12 protein-coding genes are annotated in these 12,462 nt (G+C 63.6%); 7 read left to right on the top strand and 5 right to left on the bottom strand.

Annotation, left to right across the window (positions count from 1 at the left end):
• The first annotated feature begins 26 nt into the window (after positions 1 to 26).
• A complete protein-coding gene (locus ACRANW_RS04040; RefSeq protein ID WP_479433256.1) occupies positions 27 to 1,121 on the top strand; it encodes a phytanoyl-CoA dioxygenase family protein in 1,095 nt (364 codons plus the stop codon).
• Between the two features lie 49 nt (positions 1,122 to 1,170).
• Here ACRANW_RS04040 and glpX read toward each other — a convergent pair whose 3' ends face one another.
• Entirely contained in the window at positions 1,171 to 2,127 is a 957-nt protein-coding gene (gene glpX, locus ACRANW_RS04035) for a class II fructose-bisphosphatase (RefSeq protein ID WP_479433863.1), read from the bottom strand.
• Positions 2,128 to 2,312: 185 nt separating this feature from the next.
• Between glpX and ACRANW_RS04030 the strand changes: the two genes are divergently transcribed.
• Both ACRANW_RS04030 and ACRANW_RS04025 read left to right on the top strand, forming a co-directional pair.
• Positions 2,313 to 2,891 carry a hypothetical protein gene (locus ACRANW_RS04030; RefSeq protein ID WP_479433255.1) on the top strand — a complete coding sequence of 193 codons (579 nt, stop codon included), beginning with the start codon at positions 2,313 to 2,315 and terminating at the stop codon, positions 2,889 to 2,891.
• Positions 2,892 to 2,902: 11 nt separating this feature from the next.
• Entirely contained in the window at positions 2,903 to 3,550 is a 648-nt protein-coding gene (locus ACRANW_RS04025) for a hypothetical protein (RefSeq protein WP_479433254.1), read from the top strand.
• Positions 3,551 to 3,553: 3 nt separating this feature from the next.
• Here the strand turns inward: ACRANW_RS04025 and ACRANW_RS04020 are convergent, their stop codons facing one another.
• The gene (locus ACRANW_RS04020) at positions 3,554 to 4,873 is read right to left on the bottom strand and encodes a homoserine dehydrogenase (protein WP_479433253.1); all 1,320 of its coding nucleotides are present in this window, start codon (positions 4,871 to 4,873) and stop codon (positions 3,554 to 3,556) included.
• A gap of 67 nt (positions 4,874 to 4,940) precedes the next feature.
• Entirely contained in the window at positions 4,941 to 5,807 is an 867-nt protein-coding gene (locus ACRANW_RS04015; RefSeq protein WP_479433252.1) for a hypothetical protein, read from the bottom strand.
• 350 nt (positions 5,808 to 6,157) lie between these two features.
• On the opposite strand from ACRANW_RS04015, the gene ACRANW_RS04010 reads away from it, so the two are divergent.
• The 4 genes from ACRANW_RS04010 (at position 6,158) to ACRANW_RS03995 (ending at position 8,885) form a co-directional block, all read left to right on the top strand.
• Positions 6,158 to 6,898, top strand: coding sequence for an energy transducer TonB (locus tag ACRANW_RS04010; RefSeq protein WP_479433251.1), 741 nt, complete (start codon positions 6,158 to 6,160; stop codon positions 6,896 to 6,898).
• Positions 6,899 to 6,964: 66 nt separating this feature from the next.
• The gene (locus tag ACRANW_RS04005; protein ID WP_479433250.1) at positions 6,965 to 7,765 is read left to right on the top strand and encodes a MotA/TolQ/ExbB proton channel family protein; all 801 of its coding nucleotides are present in this window, start codon (positions 6,965 to 6,967) and stop codon (positions 7,763 to 7,765) included.
• 131 nt (positions 7,766 to 7,896) lie between these two features.
• Positions 7,897 to 8,424 carry an ExbD/TolR family protein gene (locus ACRANW_RS04000; RefSeq protein WP_479433249.1) on the top strand — a complete coding sequence of 176 codons (528 nt, stop codon included), beginning with the start codon at positions 7,897 to 7,899 and terminating at the stop codon, positions 8,422 to 8,424.
• Between the two features lie 29 nt (positions 8,425 to 8,453).
• Entirely contained in the window at positions 8,454 to 8,885 is a 432-nt protein-coding gene (locus ACRANW_RS03995) for an ExbD/TolR family protein (protein WP_479433248.1), read from the top strand.
• Between the two features lie 165 nt (positions 8,886 to 9,050).
• Here ACRANW_RS03995 and ACRANW_RS03990 read toward each other — a convergent pair whose 3' ends face one another.
• Together ACRANW_RS03990 and ACRANW_RS03985 are read right to left on the bottom strand one after the other, a co-directional pair.
• On the bottom strand, positions 9,051 to 11,522 hold the full coding sequence (locus tag ACRANW_RS03990; RefSeq protein WP_479433247.1) for a ligase-associated DNA damage response DEXH box helicase: 2,472 nt from the start codon (positions 11,520 to 11,522) through the stop codon (positions 9,051 to 9,053).
• 43 nt (positions 11,523 to 11,565) lie between these two features.
• Complete coding sequence (locus ACRANW_RS03985) at positions 11,566 to 12,396, bottom strand: DUF2059 domain-containing protein (protein WP_479433246.1); 831 nt, start codon at positions 12,394 to 12,396, stop codon at positions 11,566 to 11,568.
• Between the last annotated feature and the right edge of the window lie 66 nt (positions 12,397 to 12,462).

Below are 12,462 nucleotides of genomic sequence, written 5' to 3'. Positions count from 1 at the left end.
GTTTCATCAGGGCAAGGCAGATTGGCATGACCGAGCGCAAGGTTTCCAGCGACACATCCGCGTTTGAAGTGCCAGCTAAGCTGGACGGTGCAGGCCGGCTGACCGATGCCTGTGTCCGCCAGGCGCTGGCCATGATGGACACCCACGGGCTTGTCGTCCTGACCGGGTGCCTTTCAGACGAAGAGTCCGATGCTGGCCTTGATCTGATGCGCGCGACCATCGACGATCCGGATCGCGCCCGCAGCGCCTTCGCCAGCGAGACGGATAATCACTATCTGCGCCGCGATTTCTGCTCGCTTCCCTCAAGCCCACCCGTGACACGCTTTGCCGCCCGGTTGGCTCAACGTCTTGAAGGCGTTCTGTCCGAATATTGTGGCCGGTCCCGCCCCGTCCTCGAAATTGCGACCTTCACGAGCTACCTCGGCTCATCCCACCAATATATCCACCGCGACCCCAGCGGCGTCATCAGCCTGTTTGCCGCGGTCGAAGATGTCTCGGAAACGCAAGGCGGTACGGTGTTCGTTCCGGGTACACATATGTACGGCGGAGCCGGAAACAAGCATGGCGGCAGTGCCTATGATATGATGGAGCTGTTCCGGATCTCGGCCAATCATCACATCTTTTGGCATAATCTGAAAAAGCTTTGGCAGATGCGCACGGGCGCGGGCGCACCGCTCGCGCCCGGCGAATTTCGCGACCGGGTCTTTTCGACCAAGTGGGATCAGCATCAACCCAATCTGTTGCGCTTCGTGCTGGGTAAGAACGCGCAATTCAGCCTTGGCCTGCTGGGTCCGCGCACGCTGTGGAAGCTTTATCGCCAGCGCACAGCCATCAACGATCTGTTCCACCTCGTCCAGACCGCACCGAAAAAAGGCACGGTCATCGTCTATCGCAGCGATCTTCTTCACGCCGGCCCTGACAACCGGTCAAACAAGCCGCGGCGGTTCTTCGGCATGAGCATCGCGCGCGACATCATCGAGGCCAAGTACTGGCATGATGGCTATTCGCCGCATCCGACACTGACGGCGCAGCCGCTGTGCTTTGCGGACTTGCTGGATATGCCGCCGCCGGATGCCCCGGCCAGCCCGCTAAAGCATCAGGCGAACGCCATGGCGGATTGACGCCGGCAGGGGCAAGCCAGCCGGACTGTCACGATCAAGCGCCTGCGCTTCACCCGATCCGGTGTTCGCCCCGGATCCACCGGACAGTCCCCGATGACGCACGCATGACGACGCTTTGCGTGGTCATATAGACCTCGCCGTTGGGCGTGCGGCGGCGCTTTACGCCGTCGAGCAACGAACCATCGGTCACGCCGGTCGCGGCAAAGATGCAATCGCCTTTGGCGAGATCTTCCAGCTTGTAGATCCGGTTCAGATCCTCGATCCCCCACTTGCGCGCACGGGCTTTTTCGTCCTCGTTGCGGAACACCAGCCGCCCGTTGAACTGCCCGCCGACACAGCGCAAAGCTGCTGCTGCCAGCACGCCTTCGGGCGCGCCGCCTTGGCCCATGTACATATCGATGGTGGTGTCCTCGTCCGTCACCGCGATCACGCCGGCCACGTCACCATCACCGATCAGCACCACGCCGCAGCCCAGTGCGCGCAGTTCCGCGATCAATTCGGCATGGCGCGGGCGATCAAGCACGCAGACGTTGATTTCAGAGGGCTTCACGCCCTTGGCAGAGGCCACGGCGCGCACATTCTCGGTCGGCGATTTGGCAAGGTCGATGATGCCTTCCGGATAGCCTGGGCCAACGGCCAGCTTGTCCATGTAGACATCGGGCGCGTTCAGCAGGCAGCCTTCTTCTGCCGCCGCCAGCACCGCCAGCGAATCCGGCCCGGCTTTGGCCGTGATGGTGGTTCCTTCCAGCGGATCGAGCGCGATGTCGATCTTTGGCCCCTTGCCCATGCCGACCTTTTCACCGATGAACAGCATCGGGGCCTCGTCGCGCTCGCCCTCACCGATTACGACGGTGCCGTCCATGTACAGCGTGTCAAAGGCGCGCCGCATGGCTTCAACGGCAGCGGCATCGGCCGCTTTCTCGTCCCCGCGACCAATCCATTTCGCTGCGGCAATCGCCGCCGCTTCAGTGACGCGCACCATTTCGAGCACCAGCACGCGCTGCATGGCGTTGTCTGCCGTGGCTTGCTCGGTTGCCGAGAGGTCGGTATCGGGGAAGGAGTTCATGCGCAATTCAGCCCTTTGCTGCTCTGGTTGTCGCTGCTCTTTTGATGCTTCGGAGCTTTACGCGGATGGAGACAGGTTTGTCGAGCAATGCCACACCTGTCGGCCGAGGTTTTCGCAGGGGCTTCGTGACATTGGCTGCGTTGCTTGCTGCGCCCTTGGCCGCGCAGGATGACGCCTCTGCGACAGGTGGGCCTCCGACAAGTGAGCCTGCGGCGAATACGTCAGCGTCTCAACCAACGCAGCCGCGGGTCAACCTGATGGTCACGGTCCCGCGCGGAGAGGTCAATCAGGCACAGTTACAGCAATGCCGCGACGATGCCGACGCCGGCACCATCAGCGGGGAAATCGTGGTGTGCCGCGAAGTCGGGAGCGACAACAGCGCGCTGACCGGCAATCGCGAAGAGACGCAAAAGCGTTACGCGCAGGAAACTTTGCTCAAGGGCGCACCGCGCGCACCTGACGCTTTTGGCATTCCCGACAATGGCAAGGGCATCGGCTTCGGCAAACCGCCCCCTGTCGCGATCACTGTCGATTTTGACGCCTTGCCCACGGCGCCTGCCGGATCGGACGCGGACCGGATCGCGCGCGGGCTGGCGCCGCTGGGTGAAGACCGTGAGCTGACCGAAGAAGAAGAACGCGTCCGGCGCGAAGCCGCTGGCATCAAGACCAGCGTTCCACCCCGATCCAAGAAGAAGGGCAGCTGAGGGAAAGCGTGGTGTTCGCAACGGCCCTGGCCGCCGCTTGGATGCTGGCCGCCAGCACCCAAGCGCAACAGCCTCCTGAAGCGCCGCGGCTGCCCGCCCGGCCCTCGCCAACCGCGCCGGCGAACGCAGAGCCTGAACGCGTCCCGATCGACCTTGGCACCGATACATGGCCCAGCGAACCGCCGCAGCGCATCGATATTCTCGCCCCGCCATTCGAATCCGAATCCGCCAATGCCGCCGCGCTGAAAGAATGCGAAGACCAGCGCGATGTGGGGATCGTGGCAGGCGAGATTGTGGTGTGCCGCGAGCTGGAGGGGGATACCTCGCAGCTTTACAGCGGCAGCCGCGAAGCGTGGCTGAAAGACTATGCCGCACGTACGCAAAACGTCGGAACCCTGCCTCCGCCTGATGTGGCCGGTCCCGGCATCTTTCGCGGGCCTGCCACGATCGGCGGCTTGTGCCTGATCGGCCCCTGCCCGGACGAACTGGCACTGATCGTCGATGTCGAAGCGATTCCGCCGCCGCCTGAAGGATCGGATGCGGCGCGGGTGGCGGACGGGCTGGAGCCTCTGGAAGGCGATAACGCCCCCCTGTCGGACGCCGCGCGCAGCCGCGTCGAGGCGGAACTCGGCCTGCCGCAGGCCGCGCCGGGCGAATAACGCCTAAAGTGGCAGAATCGGCAGCACCAGCGGCTCGCCCGAAAGGCTGTCAGACCCTTCCAGCAGCGCGAGCGCCTTGGCGACGCACTTCTCCGGTCCTTCGTGCGTCACCATCGCCACCATCACTTCGCCTCCGCTTTTCGAGCGGCCCTGCTGGATCAGGCTTTCGATCGAGACATTACCGTCGCGCAAGGCCGCGGTAAGCTCGGCCAGCACGCCGGGGCGGTCCTTGACCATAAAGCGGATATAGGTGCGCTCGGTGCGGTCGCCCGGTTCGGCGGGCGGCATGGCAGCAAGCTGGGCGGACGGAATCGAGAAGGGCGCGCCCACTTCGTCGCGCGCGATGTCGATCAGGTCGGCGGCCACAGCGCTCGCTGTCGGCCCGTCACCTGCACCTGCGCCCTGGAACAGCAGGCGGCCCGAAAAATTGCCTTCCGCCACCACGGCGTTGGTGGGACCGTCCACCGCGCTCAGCGGGTGGCCCCGCGCCACCAGACAAGGGCGCACACGCTGGAGCAGGCGCGGGCCTTGCGCGGTGTCCTCGACATCGGCCTCCCCGATCAAGCGGATGACAAAGCCCAAGGCAGACGCCTGGGCGATATCGGCTGCGCGCACTTGCGTGATCCCGCATACCCGCACGCCTGCAAAATCGACCCGCGTGCCAAACCCGATCGCCGCGAGGATCGCCAGTTTGTGCGCCGCGTCCACGCCTTCGATGTCAAAGGCCGGATCGGCTTCGGCAAAACCCAGCTTTTGCGCGTCGGCCAACACAGCGTCGAAGTCGGCACCGGTCGCTTCCATTTCCGACAGGATATAATTGCAGGTGCCGTTGAGAATGCCGTAAACCTTGGTCAGTGCATTGGCGCTGGTGCCTTCGCGCAGGCCCTTGATGACAGGGATGCCCCCGCCCACGGCAGCTTCAAACTTCAAAGCAGCGTCGTGGCTCTCCGCGATTTCTGCCAGTTCCAGCCCATGATGCGCGATCATCGCCTTGTTGGCGGTAACGAGGCCCTTGCCTGCGCGCAGCGCGGCGCGCGACAGAGCCAGCGCCGGACCGTCCGTTCCACCGACCAGTTCCACCACCACATCCACATCATCGCGCCGGGCCAGCGCGGTCATATCGTCTTCCCAGGCAAAGCGGGAGATATCGATGCCGCGGTCCTTGCCGCGATCGCGCGCGCTGACCGCGACGACCTCGATCCCGCGCCCGGCCCGCGCAGCGATCAGCTTGGCGTTGGTATCGAGCAGCCGGATCACGCCTGCGCCCACCGTGCCGAGGCCGGCGATGGCAATACGCAAGCGTTGCGGGACGGTTTCGGCCATGGCTGTTCCTTTGATGAGTGCAGCCGGCGCTTACCTGCGTCACCTGCGTGGTCAAGCGTGCGGCACGCTACCCTTGCGTGATCCGCCGCGTGCACGGCCCGATCGCGTCGCGCACAAAGGCATAATCTGCCGTGGCCAGTCGCCGCGCTTCGGCGTCACGCGCAAGATTGGTGTTGCTCGGCAATTCAGCCGGCAGAGCGCACGCGAGCCGATACCAGCGCAAGGTTTCTGGCACGGGCGGACGCGCCGCGGAATCGATGATCTCACCCCATGACACGCCCCATTGCGGGCGCTGCCCCGGACGCCGCAGCACCGTGATCGACACCGGCGAGCGATTTTCGGTTGCCAGAAAAATCTGCGTCTCCGACTCGCCCGTCAAGGTGCCTTGCACTGCCAACGCGTCGCTGATCCCGGTGATGCGAGGCGGGATGTCATTGCCCCCATACAGTTCGGTCAGGACCGGGCGCAGGCGCGCTTCGAGCTCGGGCGTATACGGCAGATGCGCGCCGGGCCCGACCAGTTGCACCTCGCCCGCACGGCCCGGCACGCTGCGCGCAAACAGCAGGAATTCGCGTTTCTTGAGTTTGGGCACCTTGCCCTTGGCGTTTAGTGGCACGTCCACCAGGTACGCCAGGCTCTCGCCTACACCGCTTCGGCCCGCGATCAACGCAACCGTTTGACCTTCGATGTAAAGCCGCGCGAATCCCGGCGCCAGACCGGGTGCGCGTTCGGCCTTGACCACGATCTGATTGCGAATCCGGGCGCGTACCACGAGGCCCGCAGCATCCGAAAGCGTCGCCAGATCGGCATAAGTCGGTCCATCCGATGCGGTCGACGCAACTGTTGCAGCGGCTTGTGCACGGGCCGCAACCGGCCCCAAACATAGCCCGCCGGCCACCACGATTGAAACCATCAGGGGATTGAAAAACGACATTAATTTACCTTTAACCTGGGGCTACGGGACGGCCACTGTCAACGCAGCTCATATCCGCGCTTTAGCAAGGCCTATTGCACATGGCTCGCAGTGAATTGGCCATGAACCGCAAAAGGGTTTGATCGCCTAGGGGTTGCCCGTTAAAGCCATGGTGTCTGATCGCGCGGGACTGGGGACATTACCGCGGGAGCAGTTCAGGTTGCGTGAAGGATTTTTTATGTCCTTTGCGTGCCAGCCGGGGAAATTACGGGCCAGCAAACAGCGTTGCGCCTGCACTTTCATTCCCGGCGTGGGAGGACCGAAATTACCGAGATCCGCTCGCCTGCTGTCATGGCCGGGGGGTGGGGAGTGTGCCAATCTTCGTGATTGGCGAGTATTTGGAGAGAAAGCGCTGGATGTCCTACGCTAACCAACAACAAGGATTGACCGGCCCCAAGCTTGTCGCATTGATTATCGCACTTGCGATCGTCGGCAGCGTCGGACTTGGAATGGTTGTCTTTCTTGCCGTCGACGCCATCAAAGAGGCGGTCGAACGCGTTACCACAGTGGAAGTGAAGGAAGAGGAGCCACCGCCACCGCCGCCCGAGGAAGAACCGCCGCCACCCGAGGAAGTGACGCCAGAGCCCGTTTCACCGCCGCCGCCCAATGCGCCGCCGCCCCTGGTGGAAAATCTGGTTCGGGAAAGCCCGGTTCAGGTTGTTGATCGCCCATCGCCGCCGGAAGTGTTCCGCAAACCTGCCGTGACAAACGAGCCGGTCAGAGTCGCTGAACCCGTCGTCGTTCAGGCACCCTCCAGGGCTCGCGGCGTTCAGCCGGAAAACCAGCGCAGCTGGGCAGCCCGGATCCAGGACAACTACCCGCGCCGCGCCGCGCAGGAAGAGATCGAAGGCACCGTGGGCGTTCGCGTCACAGTGACCGGCGAAGGCAGGGCCACCGGCTGTTCGGTGACCGCATCCAGTGGCTCGGACATTCTTGATGCCGCAGCCTGCAAGGATCTCGAACGTTATGGCCGGTTCAAGCCGGCGCTTAACGATGCCGGTGACCCGATCAGCGCCGCCTGGTCCACGCGTATTACCTACAAGCTGAACTGACGGATCAATTCCGGGACGCGGCTGTGCCGTTTGCCCACGGACAACTTTTCAAAAGGACTACTCGCAATGAACCTTTACCTTCTCGCCGCCGCCGCTGCTGAAGAAGCGCCCGCAAGCAAATTCGGCTTCGTTGAAGCCATGAAGGAAGGCGGCCCGGTCGCCTGGTCGATCCTTGCCGTCATGATCATCATGTCGGTCGGCTCGTTCTACATCATGTTCACCAAGCTGTTCGAACAGAACAAGGTGATGAAGCAGTACGGTGCCGTGCAAAGCCAATTCTGGCGCGCGTCGAGCCTCAAGGAAGGCGCGACCAAGCTGGATAAGGACGGCCCGTGGCGCCAGCTGGCGGACGATGCGGTCCGCGCGCAGGACGAGCATGGCAAGATGACCGACGCATTGGAATCGCACGATTACATGCACGGCTCGCTTCAGCGTTCGGAAGATTCGATCAATGCGGTTCTCGCAGGCGGTCTGCCGTTCCTCGCCACCGTGGGCGCAACGGCGCCGTTCGTTGGTCTGCTGGGCACCGTGATCGGGATCTACCGCGCGCTGATCAACATCGGCATCGCCGGGAACGCCTCGATCGACAAGGTCGCTGGCCCGGTGGGTGAAGCGCTGATCATGACCGCGATCGGACTGCTCGTCGCTGTGCCGGCGGTGTTCGCGTTCAACTGGCTGCAATCGCGCAACCGCAAGATCGCGTCGATGCTCAACACCTTCACCACCGATCTGCTGGCCTACATCAACTCGAACGGCGCCGTGAAGCCGACGACGACGGGTGCAGCGCCGGCCGCAAAGCCCGCTGCCAAGCCCGTGGCCACGCCCCCGGCAAAGCCGATTGCCAACCCGACGCTCAACAAGTCCTGATCGTCCCTTGCCGACAGTCGGCGGGAGCGTACCATGCGGTCGCTCCCGCCACTGTCCGGCCTTCGGCCCGCCAAGGCCGCGGAACCGGACAGGCATCTTACGTCAATGTTTTGACAGGCTAGGAATTCACAATGGCAATTTCTACGGGAGGCGGGGTCGATACCCCCATGTCCGACATCAACACCACGCCGTTGGTGGACGTGATGCTGGTGCTCCTGATCATCTTCCTCATCGCGGTTCCGGTCGCGATCCAGACGATCGAGCGGCTGGAGATTCCGGTGTTTGAATCGGTTGAATCGAAGGACAAGGCCGAAAATCTGCTGGTGACCGTCAGCGCAACCGACGATGCCGGGCGCAGCGCCGGGGATCCGGGCTATGCCGGTGCCTCGCGCAATGGTCAGTGCCGGATTTACATCAACAACATCACGCCAGTTAATTCGACCGAATTGCAGGAACAGGCGTTCAAGAAGCTCGATGCCATCGTCAAGCGGGCCGGCGGTGCCGAAGCGCTGATGTCGAACCCGGAAGAAATTCCCCAGGTCCACATCCGCGGCGACGTCAACGCACCCTGGAGCTGCGTGGCGGGCACGATCTACAACATCCAGCGGGCCGGCTATCCGATCGTCGGGTTCATCTCGAACCCTGTCGATCCGGGCTGACGTGCCAGCGCATTTGAGGAGTAACTGACATGGGTATGGCTGGAGGCAAGCTCGACGGCGAGCCGATGATGGACATGAACATGACGCCGCTGATCGACGTCTTGCTCGTTCTGCTGATCATGTTCATCATCACCATCCCGGTGGCGACCCACTCGGTCGACATCGATCTGCCGACACCGAATCCGCCGCAAAACCCACCGCCGATCGATCCGGTCAAGAATAAGGTGGTGCTGACGGCTGACGATCAGATCCTGTGGAATGGCGAGCCGCTGACCGAGAACGAGCTGGTCTACACGCTGCAACAGACCACGCAGATGGCAGAAGAGCCCGAATTGCAGTTCGAGCCCGAGCCGCTGGCCAGCTACGACCTCTCGGTTCACGTGTTGAACGACATCAAGGCATCGGGCGTCACCAAGTTCGGCTTCGTCGGCAACGACAAGTACCGCGACTTCGGCAAATAAGGCCGCGCGGGACTGGCCGGCTCTAGATCGCGCCAGACCCCGTCCAGCCTCAGCCAGACCACGGTTTGAAGGGGCGCTGCGAGCGATCGCAGCGCCCCTTTTTCGTTAAATCTCTCCGCACCGCGGCAATGTTTCACGTGAAACATTTGGTGAACAAGCCGGGAATCAGTCGCCTTCGAGCGGCGGGTCAGGCCGCATGGCGGCAGCAATCAAGCCTTCAGCCTCCAGCAGCAATTCATCATCGACCGCGCCTTGCGGCACCGCCTCGCGCCCGATCATGGTCATCACCGGAACCGCCAGTGGCGACACCCGCTCCAGCGTCACGTGCACCAACTCGCGCTCGGACCGCTCCAGCAGATCGGCCAGCCGCCCCACATCGGTCATCCGCGCCCGCGCGTCAGCCCAGGCTGCCTCGATCAGCACGTGATCGGGCTCGTATTTGCGTAGCACGTCATAGATCAGATCGGTGGAGAAGGTGACCTGCTTGCCGGTCTTCTTCTGGCCGGGATGCTGGCGTTCCACCAGCCCGCTGATCACCGCCACCTCGCGAAACGCCCGGCGCAAAAGGTGGCTTTCGGTGACCCAATCGACGAATTCGTCGGTGAGAATATCAGGCGACAACAACGGCAAGGGATCGGTGACAGGCTTGAGCCCCCACACCGCCAGGCAATAGTCATTCGCCACAAACCCGGCCGGCAGCAGCCCGCGATCCTCCATCCGCCGGGTGATAAGCATCCCGAGGCTCTGGTTCGCGTTCCAGCCTTCAAACGTATAGTAGGTGGTGTAATGCTTGCCACCGTGGGGAAAGCTTTCGACCAGCAATTCGCCCGGCGCGGGCAGGCGGCTGCGGTAATCCTGCATCTCCAGCCACTCACGCACATCATCGGGGAATTGGCCCCACCCCGCCCGGTCGGCCAGCAGCGCCTGCACCCGGTGGGAAAGATGCGCGGTGATCGGCAGGCGCAGGCCTCCGTAGCTCGGGATCGTGGCACTTTTTTTGGCGGCGCGCACCACCACGTCCATGTCCTTCACGCTTTCGACCTCAAGGCTCATGCCAGCGAAAAAGAAGGTGTCGCCGGGGGAAAGCTGCGCGGCGAACCGCTCTTCCACCTTCCCTAGGCTGCGGCCATTCTTGAAGCGCACCACCAGCATTTCGGAATCGACGATGATCCCGGCGTTCATGCGGTGGCGCTGTGCCTGGCCGGGATGCGACAACCGCCAGGTCCCGTCACGCGCCCGCACGATACGCTGGAACCGGTCATAGGCCTTCAATGCATAGCCGCCGTTGGAGACAAAGCTCAGCACCCGGGCGAACGTCTCCTGATCGACCCAGCTATAGGCCAGCGCGCTCCTGATCTCGGCAAGCAGCGCGTCTTCGTGAAACGGCCCAGCGCAGGCGCAGGCCATGACGTGCTGCGCCAACACATCAAGGCTGCCGGGTCGGAACGCCTCGCCATCGCGCTGGCCTTCGTCGACCGCCTGCTTGGCTGCTGTCGCCTCCAGAAACTCGAAACGATTGCCCGGCACCAGCACCGCCCGGCTGGGCGTATCGAGCCGATGCCCCGCCCGCCCGATCCGTTGCAGCAGGCGCGATGAACCCTTTGGCGCGCCCATCTGGACCACCAGATCAATGTCCCCCCAGTCGATCCCCAGATCGAGGCTTGCGGTGCACACAAGCGCCCGCAATTCGCCGCGCGCCATGGCCTCTTCCACCTTGCGCCGGGCTTCCACCGAAAGGCTGCCGTGGTGAATGCCGATGGGCAGGTGGTCCGCGTTTTCCTCCCACAGGCACTGGAAGATGAATTCGGCAAGGAAGCGCGTGTTGGTGAAGACCAGCGTGGTGCGATTGGCCTTGATCGCCTCGTACAGCTGCGGCACCGCCCAGCGCCCGGCGTGCCCACCCCACGGAATGCGTTCCTCGTTGGGAAGCAGGATTTCAACCTCGGGATCAGCCCCTGCCTCGCCCAGCACAAGCGCGGCGGCCGCGATTTCGCCGGTCTCGCCAGAATGCTGCGGGGCAAGCCATTCCTGAAAGTCGCGCGGATTGGCAAGCGTAGCCGACAGCGCCACCCGCTGCGCCTGGGGCGCCAGCGCGTTGAGGCGCGCAAGGCTCAGCGCAAGCAGATCACCGCGCTTGTCGGTAGCAAAGGCGTGGACTTCATCGATCACGATCCGGCGCAGCCCTGCAAACAGGTCCGCGCTTTCAGGATAGGACAGCAGCAGCGAAAGGCTTTCGGGCGTGGTCAGCAACACGTGCGGCGGGCGTTCGCGCTGGCGCTTCTTGCGATCAGACGGGGTATCGCCGCTGCGGGTTTCAACCCGGATCGGCAGGTCGATCTCCTCAATGGGCGCGAGCAGGTTGCGCTTCACATCCTGCGCCAGTGCCTTCAACGGCGAGACATAGAGCGTGTGCAGGCCATCGGGCGGCGGAGCGCCCACAGATGGGGCGAAGTCGCACAGGGTGGGCAGAAAGCCCGCCAGCGTCTTGCCCGCCCCTGTGTCGGCCACCAGCAGAGCGTGGGCGCCGCTGCCAGCAGCAGCCAGCATCTCCCACTGATGCCGCCGCACCCGCCAGTCGCGCGCAGCGAACCACGCGGCAATTTCAGGCGGGAGAGCGGGCAATGGGGGGGCGATCACGCCTGCGATGTGGCGCTTCGCCCTCAATAGAGCAAGCGGAGCGTCAGAAACCTTGCGTCTGGCGCGGAGCCGGATCGCGCACGCTGGCACCCAGTTCGGTCTGGTCCACGTCCAGCACGGCCGCCATCCGGGCGCGTTCGGCTGCGGTGAGATCATCCCATGCCTTTTCGGCAGGCAATGCGGCCATCTTCGTTTCGAGATCGGCCATAATGTCGCCCATGCCGCCCATCATGGCCGGAAGCGCCTGCATGGTGGCTCCCATAACCTGAGGGTCGGCCATCAGCTTCATGCTTTCATTGGCATAAACCCGGCCCGTTGGCGTCGCGAAAAAGGCGCCAATATCAGCAAGCTGCGCCGCGTCGAAACGCGCGGCATAGGCCTTGGACAACCCCTCGCGGTAGAGTGGTTCGATCACCACCGCGGCTTCGGCCATAACGCCGCGCATCAGATCGCCCATCACCTGCCCGCGCTGAGCGAAACCCGGGTCGAGCAGCGCGGCAAGTTCAATCCGTTCTTCGGCCGTCAACACCTCAAGCGTTTCAGGAGCAACTTCGAGCCGTGATTGCAGCAGCAGTGACGCCCCGCTTTCCCCGCTGAACATGCTCGTCATCGGGCCGAACATGCCGTCCATCATCTCGGCGTAGAAGCCTTCGGGCATCATCACGGAAACCAGCGCCAGGGCGGCGGGAAGGCGCGCTTCCTGTTCCGGAGTGAGCGGTTCGGCCTGGAACATGCCAGCCATCGCCTGCATCAGATCGTCCATCTGCGCAGCGTCGGCAGCAGCCGGGTCTTGCGCGGCGAGCGGCTGCGGGGTTAGCGCCAATGCGCTGAAACCGGCTGCGGCGGCAAAAATACGGCGACGAATCATGGTCATGCTTCCCCTATTGTTGAAAGGGCTTAATGCCTCACGCTGTCCCCGCGTTCCAGCCCTGACAATGTG

This window comes from Erythrobacter sp. 'gip.4 top 5' (assembly GCF_056495765.1).
This window is presented reverse-complemented; position numbering and strand designations above follow the sequence as displayed.

Excerpts from the sequence above, each read along its gene's own strand:
- ACRANW_RS04040 (WP_479433256.1), top strand. The coding sequence starts at position 27 with ATGACCGAGCGCAAGGTTTCCAGCGACACATCCGCGTTTGAAGTGCCA.
- glpX (WP_479433863.1), bottom strand. The coding sequence starts at position 2,127 with ATGCAGCGCGTGCTGGTGCTCGAAATGGTGCGCGTCACTGAAGCGGCG.
- ACRANW_RS04020 (WP_479433253.1), bottom strand. The coding sequence starts at position 4,873 with ATGGCCGAAACCGTCCCGCAACGCTTGCGTATTGCCATCGCCGGCCTC.
- ACRANW_RS04015 (WP_479433252.1), bottom strand. The coding sequence starts at position 5,807 with ATGTCGTTTTTCAATCCCCTGATGGTTTCAATCGTGGTGGCCGGCGGG.
- ACRANW_RS04005 (WP_479433250.1), top strand. The coding sequence starts at position 6,965 with ATGAACCTTTACCTTCTCGCCGCCGCCGCTGCTGAAGAAGCGCCCGCA.
- ACRANW_RS04000 (WP_479433249.1), top strand. The coding sequence starts at position 7,897 with ATGGCAATTTCTACGGGAGGCGGGGTCGATACCCCCATGTCCGACATC.
- ACRANW_RS03995 (WP_479433248.1), top strand. The coding sequence starts at position 8,454 with ATGGGTATGGCTGGAGGCAAGCTCGACGGCGAGCCGATGATGGACATG.
- ACRANW_RS03985 (WP_479433246.1), bottom strand. The coding sequence starts at position 12,396 with ATGACCATGATTCGTCGCCGTATTTTTGCCGCCGCAGCCGGTTTCAGC.